23 protein-coding genes and 2 tRNA genes are annotated in these 18,750 nt (G+C 69.6%); 16 read left to right on the top strand and 9 right to left on the bottom strand.

The features are described 5' to 3' along the window. Positions 1 to 106: 106 nt before the first annotated feature. Positions 107 to 1,174: an acyl-CoA desaturase gene (locus tag B7K24_RS11160; RefSeq protein ID WP_234986687.1), complete on the bottom strand. Its 1,068-nt coding sequence runs from the start codon at positions 1,172 to 1,174 to the stop codon at positions 107 to 109. Positions 1,175 to 1,321: 147 nt separating this feature from the next. Here B7K24_RS11160 and B7K24_RS11155 point away from each other — a divergent pair, with 147 nt between their 5' ends. The 11 genes from B7K24_RS11155 to B7K24_RS11105 all read left to right on the top strand — a co-directional run bounded on the left by B7K24_RS11155 (position 1,322) and on the right by B7K24_RS11105 (position 9,590). Next, positions 1,322 to 2,287 (top strand): calcium/sodium antiporter, encoded by a 966-nt coding sequence (locus B7K24_RS11155; RefSeq protein ID WP_084130401.1) that lies wholly within the window; start codon positions 1,322 to 1,324, stop codon positions 2,285 to 2,287. A 75-nt stretch (positions 2,288 to 2,362) separates the two neighbouring features. Next, entirely contained in the window at positions 2,363 to 3,139 is a 777-nt protein-coding gene (locus tag B7K24_RS11150) for an ABC transporter ATP-binding protein (protein WP_084130400.1), read from the top strand. After that, the gene (locus tag B7K24_RS11145) at positions 3,121 to 4,758 is read left to right on the top strand and encodes a hypothetical protein (RefSeq protein WP_144268266.1); all 1,638 of its coding nucleotides are present in this window, start codon (positions 3,121 to 3,123) and stop codon (positions 4,756 to 4,758) included. The genes B7K24_RS11150 and B7K24_RS11145 overlap by 19 nt, the downstream gene beginning before the upstream one ends. Positions 4,759 to 4,799: 41 nt before the next feature. After that, positions 4,800 to 5,081 carry a DUF3039 domain-containing protein gene (locus tag B7K24_RS11140; RefSeq protein WP_084130398.1) on the top strand — a complete coding sequence of 94 codons (282 nt, stop codon included), beginning with the start codon at positions 4,800 to 4,802 and terminating at the stop codon, positions 5,079 to 5,081. 45 nt (positions 5,082 to 5,126) lie between these two features. Then, the gene (clpS, locus tag B7K24_RS11135; protein WP_084130397.1) at positions 5,127 to 5,414 is read left to right on the top strand and encodes an ATP-dependent Clp protease adapter ClpS; all 288 of its coding nucleotides are present in this window, start codon (positions 5,127 to 5,129) and stop codon (positions 5,412 to 5,414) included. Continuing rightward, positions 5,411 to 6,067, top strand: coding sequence for a DUF2017 family protein (locus tag B7K24_RS11130; protein WP_084130432.1), 657 nt, complete (start codon positions 5,411 to 5,413; stop codon positions 6,065 to 6,067). Before clpS ends, B7K24_RS11130 begins: the two co-directional genes overlap by 4 nt. After that, positions 6,060 to 6,875, top strand: a complete 816-nt coding sequence (gene murI / locus B7K24_RS11125) for a glutamate racemase (protein ID WP_084130396.1) — start codon at positions 6,060 to 6,062, stop codon at positions 6,873 to 6,875. Before B7K24_RS11130 ends, murI begins: the two co-directional genes overlap by 8 nt. After that, positions 6,872 to 7,648 (top strand): MBL fold metallo-hydrolase, encoded by a 777-nt coding sequence (locus B7K24_RS11120; RefSeq protein WP_084130395.1) that lies wholly within the window; start codon positions 6,872 to 6,874, stop codon positions 7,646 to 7,648. Before murI ends, B7K24_RS11120 begins: the two co-directional genes overlap by 4 nt. A 51-nt stretch (positions 7,649 to 7,699) precedes the next feature. After that, a complete protein-coding gene (rph, locus tag B7K24_RS11115; protein WP_084130394.1) occupies positions 7,700 to 8,452 on the top strand; it encodes a ribonuclease PH in 753 nt (250 codons plus the stop codon). After that, positions 8,449 to 9,063, top strand: coding sequence for an RdgB/HAM1 family non-canonical purine NTP pyrophosphatase (gene rdgB, locus B7K24_RS11110; protein ID WP_084130393.1), 615 nt, complete (start codon positions 8,449 to 8,451; stop codon positions 9,061 to 9,063). The genes rph and rdgB overlap by 4 nt, the downstream gene beginning before the upstream one ends. An 8-nt stretch (positions 9,064 to 9,071) precedes the next feature. After that, positions 9,072 to 9,590, top strand: coding sequence for a mismatch-specific DNA-glycosylase (locus B7K24_RS11105; RefSeq protein WP_159449232.1), 519 nt, complete (start codon positions 9,072 to 9,074; stop codon positions 9,588 to 9,590). A gap of 1 nt (position 9,591) precedes the next feature. On the opposite strand, the gene B7K24_RS11100 is transcribed toward B7K24_RS11105, so the two are convergent. After that, entirely contained in the window at positions 9,592 to 10,134 is a 543-nt protein-coding gene (locus tag B7K24_RS11100; RefSeq protein ID WP_084130391.1) for a DUF4916 domain-containing protein, read from the bottom strand. A 133-nt stretch (positions 10,135 to 10,267) separates the two neighbouring features. Between B7K24_RS11100 and trxA the strand changes: the two genes are divergently transcribed. Beyond that, positions 10,268 to 10,630, top strand: a complete 363-nt coding sequence (trxA, locus tag B7K24_RS11095; RefSeq protein WP_084130390.1) for a thioredoxin — start codon at positions 10,268 to 10,270, stop codon at positions 10,628 to 10,630. A 72-nt stretch (positions 10,631 to 10,702) separates the two neighbouring features. Here the strand turns inward: trxA and B7K24_RS11090 are convergent. Then, positions 10,703 to 10,787: transfer RNA gene (locus B7K24_RS11090), tRNA-Leu, on the bottom strand. A gap of 57 nt (positions 10,788 to 10,844) precedes the next feature. Continuing rightward, positions 10,845 to 11,318 (bottom strand): thioredoxin-dependent thiol peroxidase, encoded by a 474-nt coding sequence (gene bcp / locus B7K24_RS11085; RefSeq protein ID WP_084130389.1) that lies wholly within the window; start codon positions 11,316 to 11,318, stop codon positions 10,845 to 10,847. 99 nt (positions 11,319 to 11,417) lie between these two features. Between bcp and B7K24_RS11080 the strand changes: the two genes are divergently transcribed. Both B7K24_RS11080 and B7K24_RS11075 read left to right on the top strand, forming a co-directional pair. Then, positions 11,418 to 11,490, top strand: a tRNA-Lys gene (locus B7K24_RS11080). Between the two features lie 279 nt (positions 11,491 to 11,769). Beyond that, complete coding sequence (locus B7K24_RS11075) at positions 11,770 to 12,681, top strand: sugar phosphate isomerase/epimerase (protein ID WP_084130388.1); 912 nt, start codon at positions 11,770 to 11,772, stop codon at positions 12,679 to 12,681. 23 nt (positions 12,682 to 12,704) lie between these two features. Here B7K24_RS11075 and B7K24_RS11070 read toward each other — a convergent pair whose 3' ends face one another. Both B7K24_RS11070 and B7K24_RS11065 read right to left on the bottom strand, forming a co-directional pair. Continuing rightward, positions 12,705 to 13,439, bottom strand: coding sequence for a phosphotransferase enzyme family protein (locus tag B7K24_RS11070; RefSeq protein ID WP_234986681.1), 735 nt, complete (start codon positions 13,437 to 13,439; stop codon positions 12,705 to 12,707). A 70-nt stretch (positions 13,440 to 13,509) separates the two neighbouring features. Next, positions 13,510 to 14,367 (bottom strand): alpha/beta hydrolase, encoded by an 858-nt coding sequence (locus tag B7K24_RS11065; protein WP_084130387.1) that lies wholly within the window; start codon positions 14,365 to 14,367, stop codon positions 13,510 to 13,512. 241 nt (positions 14,368 to 14,608) lie between these two features. Here B7K24_RS11065 and B7K24_RS11060 point away from each other — a divergent pair, with 241 nt between their 5' ends. Then, the gene (locus B7K24_RS11060) at positions 14,609 to 15,178 is read left to right on the top strand and encodes a TetR/AcrR family transcriptional regulator (protein ID WP_084130430.1); all 570 of its coding nucleotides are present in this window, start codon (positions 14,609 to 14,611) and stop codon (positions 15,176 to 15,178) included. Positions 15,179 to 15,277: 99 nt separating this feature from the next. Here B7K24_RS11060 and B7K24_RS11055 read toward each other — a convergent pair whose 3' ends face one another. The 3 genes from B7K24_RS11055 to B7K24_RS11045 all read right to left on the bottom strand — a co-directional run bounded on the left by B7K24_RS11055 (position 15,278) and on the right by B7K24_RS11045 (position 17,899). Continuing rightward, on the bottom strand, positions 15,278 to 16,309 hold the full coding sequence (locus tag B7K24_RS11055) for a glycine betaine ABC transporter substrate-binding protein (protein ID WP_084130386.1): 1,032 nt from the start codon (positions 16,307 to 16,309) through the stop codon (positions 15,278 to 15,280). A gap of 199 nt (positions 16,310 to 16,508) precedes the next feature. Next, a complete protein-coding gene (locus tag B7K24_RS11050; protein WP_084130429.1) occupies positions 16,509 to 17,240 on the bottom strand; it encodes an ABC transporter permease in 732 nt (243 codons plus the stop codon). After that, positions 17,237 to 17,899, bottom strand: a complete 663-nt coding sequence (locus B7K24_RS11045) for an ABC transporter permease (protein ID WP_084130385.1) — start codon at positions 17,897 to 17,899, stop codon at positions 17,237 to 17,239. Before B7K24_RS11045 ends, B7K24_RS11050 begins: the two co-directional genes overlap by 4 nt. A 95-nt stretch (positions 17,900 to 17,994) precedes the next feature. Here B7K24_RS11045 and B7K24_RS11040 point away from each other — a divergent pair, with 95 nt between their 5' ends. Continuing rightward, positions 17,995 to 18,747, top strand: a complete 753-nt coding sequence (locus tag B7K24_RS11040) for an ABC transporter ATP-binding protein (RefSeq protein WP_084130384.1) — start codon at positions 17,995 to 17,997, stop codon at positions 18,745 to 18,747. The last annotated feature ends 3 nt before the right edge of the window (positions 18,748 to 18,750 follow it).

Here is an 18,750-nt window from a genome sequence, read left to right as displayed (position 1 = left end):
GGTGCTCCTGGTGGCCTGATATGCGGCACGAACGATTGTTTCGAGCCGCAAATGTCCACACCTGCGCCACGGGGCGACGCGAGGGGGCGAGAGCGAGCGGGTGGTGTCAGCGCCCCATCGCCATGCGTTCGGGGCAGTCGAACGGGTCGCGGGCCGCGAGGCCTACGCGGTTGAGGTACTCGATGACGATCCCGTAGGACTCGATCAGCGACGTCTCGGTGTAGGGAACGTCATGCGCCTCGCAGTATTCGCGCACAATTTCGCGAGCCTTCGCGAGGTGCGGGCGGGCCATGTTGGGGAACAGGTGGTGCTCAATCTGATAGTTGAGTCCACCCATGAGGATCGACATGGCCCAGCCGCCGCGGATGTTGCGGCTGGTGAGCACCTGCTTGGAGAAGAAGTCCATCTTCATGTCGGCGGGCACGATCATCATGCCCTTGTGGTTGGGGGCGAAGGACGCCCCCATGTAGACGCCGAAGACGGCCATCTGCACCCCGATGAAGGCGAACGCGAGACCCAGCGGCAGGAACAGGAACACCGGCACCAGATAGAGCCCGAAGTGCAGGGCGATCATCGGCAGCTCGGTCCAACGCTGCTTGCGCGTCCCCTGGGTGACCAGCGAGGCCACGGAGCGGTAATGCAGATTCAGGCCCTCGAGGGTGAGCAGCGGGAAGAACAGCCAGCCCTGGCGCTGGTTGATCCAGCGCACGACGCCGCGCGTCTTCGCCGCATCCTCCTCGACGAACGTGATGGTGTCCGGCTCGATGTCGGGGTCGGAGCCGCGCTTGTTGGGGTTGCCGTGGTGGCGTGAGTGCTTCGTCATCCACCACTGGTGGCTGATGCCGACGACGAGCGCGGACAGCACGCGACCCAGGCGGTCGTTGGCGGGGCCGGACGAGAAGACCGTGCGGTGCGAGGCCTCGTGGCCGAGGAACGCGACCTGCGTGAACACCACGCCCAACGCGGCGGCGATCAGGAGCTGGAACCACGAGTCGCCCAGCAGGACGAATCCGGTCACCACGCCAGCGAACGCGAGCACGAGCGCCCCGCCAAACCACCCATAAAAGTGGTACGAGCGGCGGAGCAGACCCGTGTCGCGCACGGTGCGCGCGACCTCCGTGAAGGACAGGGTGAAGGGATTGACGTGGGACCGGGGTGCGGGGGAGGAAGAGATGAGCGGTCCTTTGTTAGCGGGCGGCGGCTCGGGTGGCGTCGGAGGGGCCGATGCCACACGTCCGTCGGACGTTTCGGGCAACCCTACGCGACCGTAGGTTAGATGTCACCACCCTTGCGGGGGAGATCTCACGGTTAGGCTCTGGCCATGCTCGTCCCCATCGTCGCCACCCTCGTCGGTCTCGTGGTCCTGGCGTGGAGCGCCGACCGCTTCGTGCTGGGCGCCTCGACCGTCGCCCGCTACCTCGGCATGGCGCCACTGCTGATCGGCATGGTCGTCATCGGATTTGGCACCTCGGCGCCGGAAATGGTCGTCTCGGCCTTTGCCGCTGCGGACGGCTCGCCCGAGATCGCGCTCGGTAATGCCTTCGGCTCCAACATCGCGAACATCGGCCTGATCCTCGCCGTCACGGCGATCATGCTGCCCATCGTGGTCAAGCGCGGTGTGCTGCGCAACGAGCTTCCGCTGCTCATCGTCGTCACCATCGTCGCGTGGCTTCTGATGAGCGACGGAGAACTGTCCAGCGGCGATGCGGCAGTCATGGTGCTCTTGCTCATCGTCCTGCTGACCTGGCAGATCATGCAGGCGCGCGGTCAGCAGGGAGACCAGCTCGAGGTCGACGTCGACCACCACGCGCACGACCACCCGCTGTCACGCAAGGCCGCGTGGATCTGGCTGATCGTCGGCCTCGTCATCCTGGTCCTCAGCTCCCGGCTGCTGGTCTGGGGCGCCGTCGAGATCGCCGAGGCGCTCGGCTGGTCCGACCTCGTCATCGGCCTCACGGTCGTCGCGATCGGCACGTCGGCGCCCGAACTCGCCTCCTCGATCGCCGCCGCGCGCAAGGGCGAGAACGACCTGGCGCTGGGTAACGTCATCGGCTCCAATCTCTTCAACACGCTGGGCGTCGTGGGTATCGCGGGCCTCATTCAGCCGGCCATGGTCAGCGACGACCTGCTCCACCGCGATCTGCCCTTCCTCATGCTGATGACGGTGATGCTCGTCGCCCTGGGCTATCACTGGAAGCGCGACGGTCGTATCAATCGCGTGGAGGGCGGCGTGTTCCTGGCCCTGTGGTTGGCGTACACGGTCTACCTCATCGCCGCCGGCTCGTAAGGTGAGGCGCGTACGCGGCTTGCGTATCGCATCGGCCCTGCAAACACGGCCGATGCCCGGGTTTAGGCTGGCGCCATGACGCAGCTGGGGGAGGGGCGCACACAGGCAATGGCCCTGCGCGCGCTGACGAAGCGCTTTGGCGCGACGCTCGCGGTGGACCGCATCGACCTGGACATTCCGACGCACTCGTTTTACGGGGTGGTGGGCCCGAACGGCGCTGGCAAGACCACCACGCTGTCGATGGCGACGGGGCTGCTGAGGCCCGACTCCGGCCAGGCACTCATTCACGGCGTCGACATGTGGCGCGAACCCTCGCGGGCAAAGGCCATGGTGGGCGTGCTGCCCGACGGCCTGCACAGCTTTGATCGCCTCACCGGCGGCGAGCTCATCTCCTATGCAGGCCTCATGCGTGGCTTGCCGAAGGAGACGGTACGGGAACGTCGCGACGACCTGCTGGCGGCGCTCGACCTCGATGCCGCGGGCTCGACGCTAGTGACGGACTACAGCGCGGGCATGACCAAGAAGATCGGGCTCGCGTGCGCGCTGGTGCATGCCCCGCGAGTGCTCGTCCTGGACGAGCCGTTCGAGGCCGTCGACCCCGTCTCGGCTGGCGCCATCCGACGCATCCTGCAGGAGTTCGTCGCCAGTGGCGGCACCGTCGTGATGTCCAGCCACGTCATGGCGCTGGTCGAGCGCCTGTGCGATCACGTCGCCGTCGTCGGGCACGGGCACGTGCTCGCGGCCGGCACGCTCGACGAGGTGCGCGCGGGTCAGGACCTCGAGGCGCGATTCGTGGGCCTCGTGGGCGACATCGCGGACCAGCGGGACCTGGCGTGGTTGCGACAGTCCTAAGGCTCAAGTACACGACCGTGCGCCACCAGTTGGTGCGCGAGTGGTGGCGGGCGCTGCTGCTCATCGGCGGCGCGGTGTGGTCGCTGTCGCTGGTGCCGGCGGTGGTGTGGGCGAGTGTGCAGCTGCTCGACGAGTCCGCCGAGGTGCGCGCGGACATCCTTCTCGTGGTGGCGGCGATCTGCATCGCGGGCTGGATCACTGTGCCGCTGCTCGTGACCGGACTCGAGGACACGCTCGATCCCGGCCGCTTCACGACCTTCGGCGTCTCCGCCAAGCAGATCGCGCCCGGCCTCACCCTCGCGGCATTTCTCACGGCGCCCGCGCTGTTCTTCACGGGCGCCTTCGTGGTGCTGATGCTCAGTTGGCGCGAGGAGAGCGCGGCTGCGCTCGCGGTCGCTCTCGTGGGCGCGGCGCTGACAGTCGCGGTGATGGTGCTGGGTGCGCGCGTCGCCGTCGCGTGGTCGGCGCGGGCCGTCAACGACAGGCGCACCCGCGGCGTGCTGCTGCTCGCGGTGGGCCTCGCGCTCGCCGTGCTGGGCTCGGTCGTGTGGATTGCGCTGAGGGACGGCATCGATTCGGCGCTGCAGTACGAGGCGCAGACGCTCATGGAATGGCTGGGGCGGACCCCTGTCGGCGCAGGCATGGCGGCTGCCGAGTCCGCGACGTACGGGCGGTGGTGGTCCGCGGGTTGGCGGCTCGCTCTCATGGCCGGCACCGTCGCGGTTCTCGCGCTGGCATGGCGGGACTCGATCGCGCATGCGCTGGTCAACCCCGTGCACCGTGGCGGCGGTCGCAGGCGCAGGGCCGACGCGATCCTCGCCTCCGCGAGTGACCTCCCCTCGGACGGCACGTCCGGTGCCTCGCGCTGGTCGCGCTTGGCCGGGCTGTGGCGAGCCGACGAGCCCACGCGCGCCGTGCGTGCCCGCATGCTCGTGTCATGGGGGACGGACGCCCGCTATCTCGTTGCCGCTGCCGGTGTCATCACCCTGCCCGTCATCTTCTTCGCGATCGCCATGCCGGTGCTGGGCCTCGATACCCGGTGGGCCTTCGTGGCGCCCGTCATGCTTGCGGCCTCCATCGGCTGGGGACGCCACAACGACGTCGCGTACGACCACACGGCGCTGTGGCTCGACATCGTCTCGGGCTCTCGTGGCCGGGCGGTGATGGCGGGACGGGCGCAGGCGGTCCTCGTCTGGGCGGTGCCCGCGACCCTGCTCGCCGCCGCGGGCATCCTCGCGTGGACGGGACGCTGGTATGCGGCGCCCGGCCTCGTCGGCGCCACCCTCGGCACCCTCGGCGCCACCCTGGGCGTCGCCTCCGTGACCTCGGTGCTGCTGCCGTACCGCGCGCCCGCGCCCGGGGAGAACCCCTTCGGGGCCGAGGTGGGGTCGCTGGGCGCATCCCTGGGTGCCCAGCTGCTGTCCTCGGCCGCGACCATGCTGGTGCTGCCGTTGGTGACGGTGCCGCTCGTGCTGGCGCTCACGGTGCACGCCGGCTGGGGCTGGGTGTCCCTCGGGACCGGCCTGGTGTTCGGAGCGGCGTTCCTCCTCGGCGGTCTCAGGCTGGCAGGGACGCTGTACGACCAGCGCGCGGGAAGCCTCCTCGCACGCGTCAGCTGATCGCAGATGGTGCGGCGAACGAGGGTCGTAGACTGGGCCGCATGAGCGAGCCGAGTGCACCGGAAACCCAGCAGCCGCAGGGCGGCACCGCCACCATCGAGCGCGTCGAGCAGCAGGAGCTTATCGAGCCCGGCGATGCCGAGCGCTTCGCGCACTACGTGCGCAAGGAGAAGATCATGGAGTCCGCCATGTCCGGCGAGCCCGTGATCGCCCTGTGCGGCAAGGTGTGGGTGCCAGGTCGTGACCCCAAGCGTTTCCCCGTGTGCCCCGCGTGCAAGGAGATCATTGATGGCCGCTTCGGTCCCGAGGACGGCGACGACTGACCTGCCTCCCGCCCCTCGGCGCCACCCGCGCTTAGGCTAAGAGCCGTGAGCACCGAGGAGCAGATCGAACGCGAGGGCGCCGTCGCGACCCGCCTCGACGACGCCTGGGTCACCATCGTGTGGAACGACCCCGTCAACCTCATGAGTTACGTCACCCACGTGTTCCAGACCTACTTTCAGTTCACCCGCGAGGAGGCCGAGGCGCGCATGCGTGAGGTCCACGAACGCGGACGCGCCGTCGTCAGCACCGGCGGTCGCGAGCGCATGGAGGTGGACGTCCAGGCCATGCACGGATATGGGCTGTGGGCCACACTGCAGCGGAGCGGCGCATGAGGGGCTTCACCGTCACCGACGGCGCCGCCGTCGCCTACCTCGACGACGAGGAAAGCACCGTCATCTCCCGCATCGTCGCCGACGTCGCGGAACTGCTGGGCGCCGATGCCTTCGGTGACACGGGCGCGGAAGGGCTCGGCGAGCCGACCGGCATGCGAGGCGAGGCCGACGCCCTCTTCCGTTCCATCGCGGGGCTCGACGACACCCCCACGGAGCCCTCCGACCCGGCCCTCAGGCGACTGCTACCGAGCGCCTCGCGCGAGGACGACGAGGTCGCCGCCGAGTTCCGCCGCCTCACCGAACCTGACCTGCGCGCCACCAAGGCCGGGCGTCTGCGCGCCATAGGGGAGCAACTGAACCAGCCGGGCGAGGCCTGGGAGGTGAGCCTCGCGGACGCGATGGCCACTGCAGCGGCCCTCACGGACGTGCGCCTCGTCCTCGCGGCACGCCTCGGTTTGGATACCGACGAGGATGCCGAGCGGCTCCATGCCGAGATCGAACTCGCGACCCATGCCATGGACACCGACGCCCATGATGACCTGGGCGTGGACCCCGAGCGCGTGTGGCTCGGGATGCTGTACCAGGCGCTGACGTGGCTCCAGGAGTCACTGCTGCAGTGCCTCATCGCACCAGAAGAGGAGCAGGATGTCTGACGCGCCCATCGGGGTGTTCGATTCCGGCGTGGGAGGCCTCACGGTCGCTCGCGCCATCATGGACATGCTTCCGCACGAGTCCATCCACTACGTGGGCGACACCGCCTACGGCCCCTACGGTCCGCTGCCGATCTCGGATGTGCGCCGCCACGCGCTCGACATCATGGATTCGCTGGTCGCCGAGGGCGTCAAGATGCTGGTGATCGCGTGCAACACCGCGTCGGCGGCGGTGCTGCGTGATGCGCGAGAGCGCTTCGCGACCGAGCGTGGCGTGCCCGTGGTCGAGGTGATCGTGCCCGCCGTGCGCCGTGCCGCGACGCTGACCAAGTCGGGGCGCGTCGGCGTGATCGGCACCACCGCGACCGTCACGAGCGGCGCGTACGATGACGCGCTCGCGGCCGCGCCCGGCGTCGAGGTGTTCTCACAGGCCTGCCCGCGCTTCGTTGAACTGGTCGAGGCCGGGATCACGTCCGGTCCCGAGGTGATCGAGGTGGCCCGCGAGTACCTCGCGCCGCTGCAGGCCGCCGACGTCGACACCCTCATTCTGGGCTGCACCCACTATCCGATGCTGCAGGGCGCCATCGGCTACGTCATGGGCCCCGACGTGACGCTTGTGGACTCCGCCACCGAGACCGCGATCGACGTCTTCCGCTCGCTGACGCGCCACGGCCTGGGCCGCGACACGGGCGCCATCCCCGAGCACCGCTTCTCCGCGACGGGCGAGACCGCGCGCTTCGAGGCCCTCGCGCAGCGCTTCCTCGGCCCCGTCGTGACAAGCGTCGAGACGATCGGCAAGGTGGGGGCATGAGGCTGACCGTCATCGGCTCGTCGGGCTCCGTGCCCGGCCCCGCGTCACCGTCGAGCAGCTACCTCCTTGAGGCCGACGACGCCGACGGCCGCACGTGGCGCGTCCTGCTCGACGCCGGCTCGGGTGCGCTGGGCGTGCTGCAGCGTTTCTGCGACCCGCGGGACCTGGACGCCGTGCTCATCAGCCACCTGCACCCCGACCACTGCGCGGACCTCGCGCACCTCGACACGTACCTCAGCTATCACCCCGACGGCCCCGCCGAGCCCGTGACGGTCTACGGCCCGTTTGGCACCGCGGGCCGCATCGCGCAGCTCAAGGGCACCGACGAGCACTCCGCCGCGTTGCCGTGCGTGGTCTGGCAGGCGTCGGGCCATACCCGGATCGGGCCGATGCTCGTGACGGTCGAGTCGGTCCGTCACCCCGTGCCCGCGTACGCCTTCCGTATCGAGGGGCCGAGCGAGGACCCCGCCACCGCATCGGCCATCCTCACGTACTCGGGTGACACGGACGAGTGTGACGGGCTCGAGGTCGCCGCGGCCGATGCCGACGTGCTGCTGTGCGAGGCGTCGTTCCTCGAGACCGACGATGCGCCCGAGGGGCTCCACCTCACGGGCCTCGCGGCGGGGCAGGTCGCCGAGCGCGCCCGCGCGGGCCGCCTCATCCTCACGCACATCCCGCCGTGGACGGACTGCCCGAGCGTGCACGCCGAGGCCGCGAGCGCCTATGACGGTCCCATTGACCTGGCTCACCCCGGCCTGCGCGTCGAGCTGTAGCGCTGCGGGCCGACGCGCGGCTGCAACCCGCTGCGCCGTTAGGCTCGTCGCATGAGCGACAACACCCGCGCCGATGGGCGCACGCCCGACCAGCTTCGCCCCGTCTCGTTTGATCGCGGCTTCCAGAAGAACGCCGAGGGGTCGTGCCTCGTGACATTCGGCGGCACCCGCGTGCTGTGCTCCGCTTCGTTCACCGCGGGCGTGCCGCGGTGGAAGAAGGGGTCCGGCGAGGGCTGGGTGACCGCCGAGTACGCGATGCTCCCGCGCGCCACTAACACTCGCAACGACCGCGAGTCGGTGCGCGGCAAGATCGGCGGGCGCACCATGGAGATCTCGCGCCTCATCGGTCGGTCGCTGCGCGCGATCGTCGACGTGAAGGCGCTGGGCGAGAACACCATCGTCCTCGACTGCGACGTGCTCGACGCCGACGGTGGCACGCGCACCGCGGCCATCACCGGCGCCTATGTGGCGCTCGCGGACGCCGTCGCATACGGCCGGGCCCAGGGCCTCATCGCCCCCGGCGCCGCGCCCCTGACCGGCTCGGTCTCGGCCATCTCGGTGGGCATCATCGACGGCACCCCCATGCTCGACCTGCCCTACGTCGAGGACGTGCGCGCCGAGACCGACATGAACGTGGTCATGACCGGCGACGGCGGCTTCGTCGAAGTGCAGGGCACCGCCGAGGGCAAGCCGTTCTCGAAGGCGGAGCTCGACGAGCTGCTCGCGCTCGCGACGGCCGGCAACGCCGAGCTGGCCCGCCTGCAGGTTGCCGCGCTCGACTCCCTGGAGGGTCCGGTCCGATGACCGCGCGCCTCGCGATCGCGACCCACAACGCCCACAAGGTGGGGGAGATCTGGGCGATCCTGGCTCCCTCGGTGCCCTCCCTCACGCGCGAGGACGTCGCCTCCGCGGGTGAGCTGGGCGCGCCGAGCCCCGTCGAGGACGGCACCAGCTTTGTCGAGAATGCCCTCATCAAGGCGCGCGCCCTGGCCGCCTCGAGCGGACTGCCCGCGATCGCGGACGACTCGGGCATCGCCGTGGACATCATGGGCGGCGCGCCGGGTATCTTCTCGGCGCTGTGGTCGGGCCAGCACGGCGCGGACCAGGCCAACCTTGACCTCTTGCTCGCGCAGATGGCCGACATCCCCGACGAGCACCGGGGCGCCGCCTTCGTGTGTGCGGCCGTTCTCGTGACGCCCGCCGGTGAGGAGATCGTGTGCGAGGGCCGCCAGCCCGGCACCTTGCTGCGCGAGCCGCGCGGCGAGCAAGGCTTCGGCTACGACCCGATTTTTGTGGGCGAGGGGCAGACGCTGTCCAACGCGGAGCTCGACGCCGCGACCAAGAACGCGGTGTCCCACCGAGGCGCCGCCTTCCGTGCGCTCGCGCCTCACGTGGCGGCGCTGCTCGCTCACTAACAATGGCCGTGGCCGGCCCGGTCCTGCCCGATCGCCTGGTTCCGGGGCTGAGGGTGGTCTTCTGCGGCACCGCTCCCGGCCTGGTCTCGGCGTCGCGAGGGCACTACTACGCGGGCCCGGGCAACCGCTTCTGGAGCCTGCTGTACGAGGCCGGATTCGTCCCCGAGCCGCTCACCCCGGGTGACGATGATCGGGTGGCCGAGTACGGCATCGGCCTCACGGACCTCGTCAAGACCATGGCTCAGTCCCATGACAAGGGCCTGCCGTACGACGCCGAAGGGCTGGAGGCGAAGGTGACGGTGCATCGGCCCGCCTGGATCGCCTTTACCTCCAAGGAGGCGGGCAAGGCCGCCGCGCGATACCTGGGTGAACGGCCGCCGGGGCTTGGCGTGCAAAATTGGACCTTTGCGGGCGCGAGGGTGGTCGTGCTGCCGAGCCCGTCCGGGCGCAATCAGGGACGCGCCTCCTACGACGGCCGCGCGAGCAGGCTCGAGTGGTGGGCTGAGGCCGCGCGGCTGATCGGCTGAATTACTGCAGCAGGCCGCAGTGTGCGAGCGCCTGACGCAGCAGCGTGTGCTGGCCGCCGAGCATGTCGGAGGCGACGTCCTCGCTCGCGGCCTCCTCGGGGGTGAGCCACACGATGTCGAGCGCATTCTGGCTGGGCTCGCAGTCGCCGTCCACCGGCACGATGTACGCCATCGCGACGGCATGCTGGCGGGTGTCGTGGAACGGCGTGATGCCCTTCGTAGGGAAGTACTCCGCCACCGCGAACGGCGTGGGGTTCGCGGGAAGCCGCGGGAGCGCGACACCGCCCAGGTCCTTCTCGATGTTGCGGATCAGCGCGTCGCGGATGCGCTCGTGGTACAGCACCCGGCCCGCGATGAGGGCGCGCGAGATCGCGTCGTCGTCGGCCCGCAGCAGCAGGCCCACCTCGGTGACCTCACCGCTCGCGTCGACCCGCACCGGGACCACGTTCACGTAGACCATCGGCAACTCGCCGCGCACGTGCTGAAGTTCACGATCGCTGAGCCATCCGGAGGGTTCGGGGGGCAGCTCCGCCATATCCGTCATGCCGTCCTTTGTACCCGCTCCGGCGGGGTCTGGTCCACGCGCGCGCCGACACATGGCAAGGTAGTGGAATAGCGCCAGGGGTGTATGTGTTCTCCCAGGCGATCCAGGGGAGCAACACAAGAAAGGAAGCCCCATGGCAACCGTTGATCTGACCACCGAGACCTTCGAGGAGACCGTGACGAAGGAGGGCATCGTCCTGGTCGACTTCTGGGCCGACTGGTGCGGACCTTGTAAGCGTTTCGCCCCCATCTACGAGGCGTCATCCGACGAGAACCCCGCCGTGGTGCACGGCAAGGTCGACACCGAGGCAGAGCAGGCGCTGGGTGCCCAGTTCGGCGTGACCGCGATCCCGACCCTCATGGCCTTCCGCGACGGCATCCTGGTGTTCCAGCAGGCCGGCGCGCTGCCCGCCCCGCAGCTCAAGCAGGTCGTCGACGCCGTCGCCGACCTCGACATGGACGAGGTTCGCCAGAAGCTCGCCGAGCAGCAGGCCTAAGCACAGCCTTCACACACACGGCCCCGGACGCCTCCCGCTTGATCGGGTAGGCGGCCGGGGCCGCGTGCTGTGTGGTGCGCGAGGGGGGACTTGAACCCCCACGTCCGAGGACACTGGAACCTAAATCCAGCGCGTCTGCCAATTCCGCCACTCGCGCGCGGCACCCAGGATACGGGGATTGTTGGGCAACCCCCGCATCGGCCGTCCGTCGTAATTAGGCGTCGACGCCCAGTTCGCGGCGCACGCGCGCCACGTGACCGGTGGCCTTGACGTTGTACAGCGCGAGTTCGACCTTGCCCTCGGGGTCGACGACGACGGTCGAACGGATGGAGCCCACGACGGTCTTGCCGTAGTTGAGCTTCTCGCCCCACGCGCCGTACGCCTCCTGGATCGCCTTGTCCCCGTCGGACACGAGGGTGAAGGTGAGGCCCTCGGACTCGCGGAACTCGGCGAGCTTCTCGGGGGTGTCCTTCGAGATGCCGACCACCTCGTAGCCCTTCGCCTGGAGCGCGTCGAGGGAGTCGCGGAAGTCGCACGCCTCGGTGGTGCACCCGGGCGTCATGGCCGCAGGGTAGAAGTACAGGATGACGTGCTTGCCGCGCTGGTCTGCCAGGGAGAAGGTGCCCTGGTCGGTGGTCGCGGTGAACTCGGGGGCAGTGTCGCCCGCAGTCAGACGGTTGTCGCTCATGAGTCCACGGTACCGGCGCCCCCTGACGTCGCGGAGTGGATTTCGCAACCGGGAGAACTCTTGCTATAGTTATTTCTCGCACCGCGCAGCGGCGTGCATGCACCTCTAGCTCAATTGGCAGAGCAACTGACTCTTAATCAGTGGGTTCTGGGTTCAAGTCCCAGGGGGTGTACGAGTGAAGGCCCGGGTCCGCAAGGATCCGGGCCTTTTCTGTTTCTGGGCCGGTCTGATTAGCGCTCCAGCACATCGATCGTGGCATCGACGGGCTGGAGCGCAGAAATCGGCAGTGCAGCCCGTCGATCGTCGAATCGACGGGCTGGGATGTAGGGGACGAGGTAGCGGCGGGGTGACGGGGGAGGCACGCCTGGGCTCCGGGTCCTCGTGGCCTAGGGTGTCGGAGGCGGTGGCGTGGGCATGGGCCCGCAGTCGCCGAGAGGAGTGACAGCACGCCATGAATCGGATGACTCGGCGCCAGACACTTCTGGCGAGCACGATCGTCATTGCTTGTGCGCTCCCGGCTGCCTGGATGCTCGCGCGGCCCGAGGGCGAGGCGCGGGAGGCATCGGTCATCGCCGATGACCAGATCAGCGCCCAGTTGTTCAACTTCTTCTACTACATCGGCTTCGGCGAGGACGCGGAGACTCGTGCCCGTCAGGACGAGGTCCTCGCCTCGTTGTCCGACGCGGGATACCGCTACGTCGAGGTCGTCGACTACGCGGGCTTCCACGGCCTCGACGACCAGGAGTATCGGGGTCTGCTGGACTCGCACGGACTCAAGGTCAGCGCGCTGCACACGTCCGTCACGGCGGCGACGTCCGACGTTCAGTGGGCCGACCAGATCGACACCGCCCTGACGCTCGGGACCGAGTTCGTCGGCGCGGGGGAGACCCCCCGCGACCTCGCCACGCGCGATGAGTGGGTCGCCTTTGCCGAGCGCATCGACCAGCTGGGAAAGTCCGCGCGCGACCAGGGGCTGACCTTCCTCGTCCACCTTCATGACTGGGAGTTCGCCGAGGTCGACGGCGACCAGACGGCGTTCGACATCCTCGTCGAGTACACGGAGCCTGACAACGTCGTGTTCGAGCTCGACCTGTATTGGGCTGCGGCCGCGGGAGTCGACCCCAGCGTTCTCGTCGCCGAGCACCGTGACCGGATCCCACTGCTCCATGTGAAGGACATGGCAGAAGACGGGTCGATCACGACGGTGGGAGAGGGCACGGTCGACTTCCCCGCGGTCTTCGCCGCGGCCGGCGACGACGTGGAGTTCTATGTGGTCGAGCGCGATCCGATCGACGATCGCGGATTCGACCCCTTCGGCCCCACGGTGGCAGGACTCTCATACCTGCAATCGGTGGATTTCTGACCGTCGCGGTGCCCGGGCCCGCCTCACGAGGCATCGAGGCTCATGCGAAGAACGGTCGCGTCGCGCCGGTAGAGCGCGGCATGGTCGGCGAGCTCGGCCCGCTCTAACTCAGCGGCCATCCGATCCGAGAACTCCGCCAGTGCCTCAAGTCGCTCGACGACGACCGCGAGGACTTCCGCCGCAGCAACGTCAGTGCCGTAGGCGTGGAGCAAGGCGGCAAGACGGCGGGAGCGGGCGGCGCTGTCGAGGCCGTCGCCCATGTCCTCGGTTGTCAGGGGAACGATGCGATACGCGAGGTACGCGAGATCCCAGACGCGCGGGCCCGGCACGGCAAAGTCCCAGTCGATGACCCCCACGGCCACACCGTCGCGGAACACGAGGTTGTACGGGGCGAAGTCCTGGTGGCAGATCACCTCGGCGGGCTCGCGGACGGGGGAGCGCCACGGGCCCTCCTGGTCCGCGCCCACCGTCGCGTCGTGAAGGCGGCGCAGCAGCGTCGCCGAGGACTCGAGGGCCTCCTCCGTCCAGATCCACCGTGGCATCGGATACGCAGGGACCTCGCCGTCAACGAAGGTCACGGTTTCCCGCTCGCCGTCGGTAGCCACCGGAAGGGGAATGTCCGCGATGCCCCGCGCCGAGAGGTGGCGCAACAGGCGGTGGACGGCGGGAGTCCACTCGCCCGCGGGCCGCTCGACGAGGTCGCCCATACGCCGCACGTCGCCCATGTTGCCGCCCATGAGAGGTTCGCCGTCGCGCACGCTACCCACGGTAGCCGGGGATGCGTCGGGCCCGGCCCTCTCAGTGAGGACCGGGCCCGACGTGTATCGCTTAGGCGACGGGCTGCGGGACGTGCTGGGCGGCGAAGGCGAGGGCGGCATCGGCGACCTCGACCCAACCTGAGTCGATGGTGAGGGAGTGGCCGCGACCCTCGATCTCGACAAACTCGGTGACCGCCGCGTTGCGCGACTGCAGGCGGTACGCGGCGTGGGCGATGGCGCGGGGGACGATGGTGTCCTTCTCGCCGGAGATCACCAGCAGCGGGCCGCGCTCGGGGTTCTTCACGTCGATCCGTGTGGCCGCCTTCGGGTTGAAGTTCGCCGTCGCCGCCTGGAACAGCGGGCGGCCGGGGGCGGCGATGTGGTGGGCCTCGTACAGGGCGCGAGCCTCGTCCTCGGTGGTCGCGTTGGCGAAGCCGTAGCGGAACTCGTCGAAGGTGAGGGTGACGGTGCGCGTGCGGTTGGCCGGGTTGCCCAGCACAGGGAACGACGCCTTCAGGGTCGTCAGCGGCAGGGGCAGCACGCCCTTGAACGGGGCCGGGTCGATCGCGACGGTGGCTGCCGCAAGGCCGCGGTCGGCGACGCGCTGGACCAGCAGGCCGCCGAAGGAGTGGCCGATGAGCAGCGGCTTCACGGCCAGGGCGGCGGCGACCTCGGCGAGGTGGTCGGTGACCTCGCCGACGCCGACGCCGGCGAAGAAGGACGGGTCGCGGCGGGCGGCCTCCACATCTGCGACCTCGGCGGGCCATTCGGCGACGACGACGGCGTAGCCGGCGTCCTCGAGGTGCTCGCGCCAGGCGTCCCAGCTTTCGGCGAGGAGCCACAGGCCGTGGACAAGGAGGGCAGTGGGGCGGCCGGAGGCGTTCGCGGCAGAGATCTGGCGGGCCTCGCGGGTGGTGATGGTGGTCATGGCGGTGATCCTTTGCTGTCGGGGGCCGGACGGTCCCGGGGTGGGCCTTTCTGGCCCCTGATGTCCGGATCGGTTGACCTGGACATGAGGGAGAACGTTCGTTCTCACCTTGTTCATTCCGCACTCTCCGCACTTTCTCGGTGTAGGTTCCGAGAATGGGTCTTTACCTGGCTAGACGGACGTGCACGACGACGCCGCGGCATACCTCGGAGAGAACGAACGTTCCACTAGCATGGCAACCATGACCCCGCCCAGCCCCAGCGAGAGCCCGCGTGAGCGGCTGCTCGCGACGGCATCGGCCCTGTTCTATGACGAGGGAATCCACGCGGTCGGTGTGGACCGCATTGTGACCGAGGCGCGCGTGCCCCGTGCCACCTTGTACCGCCACTTCGCGGGCAAGGAGGGGCTCGTGCTCGCGTACCTGAGAGGCGAGGACGCCGGGATTCGCTCACTCGCCGCGCAGGCCGCTGCGGCACCACCCGAGGAGCAGCTCGGTCTCGCGGTGCTCGCGATCGCCCAGGACATCGCGCAGCGTCACACGCGCGGATGCCCGTTCATCAACGCGGCTGCGGAGTACCCGGATCCGGCATCGGAGGTGAGGGAACTGATCGACGCCCACCGCGCGTGGTTCCGCCAGAGCCTCGAGCAGGCCGCTGAGGCTGCGGGCGTCCAGGACCCCGCGGGCGCCGCCGCACAGTTGGTGCTGCTGCGCGACGCCGCGCTCGTGGGCGGCTACCTTGACGGCGCCGACCGGGTGGTGGAGTCGTTCCTCGCCGCGGCATCGGCCGTCACCGGCCTGCCGCGCCACTAGCCCGGCGCGGCACCACGCGTGAGCCGCTCCAGACACGCGAAGACCCGACCACCTCTCAGCGGCGGTCGGGCCTTCGTGGGACGGTCTCTCGGGGAGCCGTCAGCTCGTGGCGAGCGCTCCGTCGGAGGAGAACACCAGGCCGAGCGCGATCTCGCCGGTGGTGATGGCGTTCTTCGTCAGCGGGCCGCCGGCGTCGAGCGAGCGGAACTCCGCGACCTCGATGCCATAGGTGTCTTCCAGACCGGGCTGGCAGAACGGGCGCTCGGGGCACTCCGGGGGACCGCCCAGGACGATGCCTCCGCAGGACTCGGCCAGCTGCGACAGGGTGGTCACGCCGTACTGGTCCACAAAGCCCTGGGTGACGGCGAAGGCGTTCTGGTCCTGAGCCTCGGCGGGCTCGCCGACCACCAGGCCACGCTCCTCGGCCAGCGGCTCGAGCGCCGCGACCGTCTCGGTGATGTCGCCGGACGCGACGGCGGTCTCCACGTCGCCCTCGAGGAACTCGGTGAACGTGGCGGCGTACTCGGGCACGATGTCGATCTCGCCGGACTCGAGCGCCGGGAGGTACGTCTCGCGGTTGCCGATCTCGCGCACCTCAGTGTCGTAGCCGGCCATGTCGAGGGCGTCGGCGTAAATCTCCGCGAGCGTGATGTTCTCGGAGAAGTTCGCGGCGCCGATGGTGAGGGAGCCGTCGCCGGACTCGGCGATGTCGAGGGCGGCCTGCTCGACCCACGCCTCGGCGACCTCCTCGGAGGTCTGGCGGTCGATGTCGACGGACTTGTTCAGCTCGATGAGCGTGGGGGTATCGAGGGCGCCGGAGACGGCGGCGAGCACGTCGAGGACGTCCTGGCTCGCGGCGTCGGCGTTCAGCGCGGGGATGATGTTGTCGGAGTTCTGCAGCATCATGTCGTCCTCGAGGACCACGAGCTGCTCGCCGGGCACGGGCAGGCACTCCTGCGCGGTGGCGCCGGTGCCTGCGGTCGCGGACTCCGACGTGGCGGGGGCGTCGGAGGTGCCCGCCGTGGGGCTTTCCTCGTCGGTTCCGCCCGAGCTACAGGCGGTCAGCGCCAGCGAGGCGACGGCCAGGGCGGCCAGCGTGTACGGACGCAAGGTGTACGGACGGGTGTGCATCGATGCTCCTCGTATTGGGGACGGACAACCTCACCAACCCAGGCGCCGCCGATTCTGTTCCCACCAGGACCTTTCCACCATAAGCGGGCGGCGCGCTCGGTGCGAGGCGGAGGGCCGATGCGGTGGCTGGCGCCGTATGTTCGTCGCGCCAGCGGCCGTGGATGGGTGGGGCTGACCGCGACCGGTTGGGTGTGTGGCTCTACGCCGCGGTCGCCGCCGCCTCGCGCAGGGGTGCGGGGGTGACGGCGCGCTGCAGCCGGCTCATGACGAAGTCGATAGTGAGCGCGAGCGCGGCGATGATGATGGCGCCAGCGAGCACCTGTCCGTAGCGCTGGGTCGCGAGTCCGGTGTTCACGATGACGCCCAGGCCGCCGCCGGCCACGAGCGCCGCGAGCGGCACCGTTGCCACCGTCTGCACGGTCGAGGTGCGCAGGCCCGCGGCGATGAGCGGGATCGCGAGCGGCAGTTCCACGCGTAGGGCCACCTGGCGAGGGGTGAGGCCCTGGCCCACGGCCGCCTCACGGATGTCGGGGTCGACATCGGCCATGCCGGTGTAGGCGTTGGTGAGGATGGGCGGGAAGGCGAAGATCGCCGCGGCGAGGATGACGGCCGTGTTGCCGTAGCCGATGGCCGAGGCCGCGAACAGCGTGAGCAGCGCCAGCGTGGGCATGGCCCGCGTCACGTTGGACACGACCACCGTGGTGGCGCCGCCGCGGCGCACGTGGCCCAGGAACAGCCCCAGCGGCAGCGCGACGAGGATCGCGAGCGAGACCGCGGCAAACGACATCCACAGGTGCTCGAGGGTGAGCGCGATGATCGAGTCCTGGGCGAAGCGCCAGCCGCCGTCGAACGTGGCGGTGGTCAGGCCGTTGGCGCCGGTCCAGTTCTCCCACGTGGTGAGGTAGTCCCACGCGTCGGTGATGAGGCTCATGACGCCCTCCTGCGCAGCCACGGGGTAGCCATCCGCCCCGCAAGCGCGAGCAGCAGGTCGAGGACCAGCGCGAGCGCCAGGCACAGCAGGGTGGCCGTCATGATCTGTGCGCGGTAGTCGGACTGCAGGCCGCGGAACATGAGCTGGCCCAGCCCGCCATAGCCGACCACCACACCGACCGTGACGAGTGCGACGGTGGAGACAGTCGCGATCCTCAGCCCCGCGATGATGGACGGCAGGGCGTTGGGAAGTTCCACCTGGAACAGCATGCGCGCCGGGGTGTAGCCCAGCCCGCGCGCCGCATCGACCACGTCGCGGTCCACGCCCTGGAGCCCCACCACGATGTTGCGCACGAGCACGAGCAGCGCGTAGGCCACGAGTCCGATCAGCACCGTGGTGCGGCCGATGCCCGTGAAGGGCGCCAGGAGGCCAAAGAGCGCGAACGACGGAATGGTGTAGAGCACGCCAGAGACGCCCATGATGGGGCCGGCGAGTCGCGGGATGCGCCGCGCGACGACGGCGAGGGGGAAGGCGATCACGAACGCGATGAGGATCGCCTGCAGCGTCAGCGTGGTGTGAATCACCAGCTGCTCGGAGACCTCGCTCCAGTTGCGCTCGACGTAGTCCCACGAGAACCACGGGTTGGGCACGGCGTCCATGCCACGACCGTACAGGGTCGACCTTCGTGGTCGGTGACGCGCGCTGACGAGGGCCGATGCCGTGGCTGGGTGACGCTTCGCGATAACGTGGCGGGATGGATCACGCCGGCATCGCCTTCGATCACGTGCGCAAGGAGTACCCCGACGGCACCGTCGCGGTGGGGGACCTGAGCCTGACCGTGACGCCGGGGGAGGTGCTGTGCCTGGTCGGCCCGTCGGGCTGCGGGAAGTCGACCACACTGCGGATGGTCAACCGGCTGGTGGAGCCCAGCGGCGGCATCATCACTGTCGACGGCGCCGACGTGATGAGTCAGGATCCGGTGAAGCTGCGCCGGTCCATCGGCTACGTCATTCAGCACGTGGGGCTGTTCCCCCACCGCACCGTCGCGCAAAACGTCGCCACGGTGCCGGGGCTCCTGAAGTGGGACAAGGACCGCACCCGCGCGCGGGTCGAGGAGCTCCTCGACCTGGTGGGCCTGCCGCACGCGACGTACGGGAATCGCTACCCGCACGAGCTGTCCGGGGGTGAGCGTCAGCGTGTGGGCGTGGCCCGCGCGCTCGCGGTCGAGCCGCCCGTGATGCTCATGGACGAGCCGTTCGGCGCCGTGGACCCGCAGGGGCGACGCCGCCTCCAGCAGGAGTTCCTCGAGCTGCAGCGTCAGCTGGGACTCACCGTCATGATGGTCACACACGACATGCGTGAGGCCGTGATCCTTGGCGACCGCCTCGCCGTGCTGTCCAAGGGTGGCGAGCTGGAGCAACTCGGCACGCCCGACGAGGTGACCGAGGCTCCCGCAAACGACTTTGTGGCCGACTTCCTCGCGGACTTCGGCACGGTGGCGGGCTAGGGC

Source organism: Demequina sp. NBRC 110055 (assembly GCF_002090135.1).
Lineage (GTDB): Bacteria > Actinomycetota > Actinomycetes > Actinomycetales > Demequinaceae > Demequina.
The sequence above is the reverse complement of the archived record's forward strand: the minus strand, read 5'-3'. Positions and strand labels throughout refer to the sequence as shown.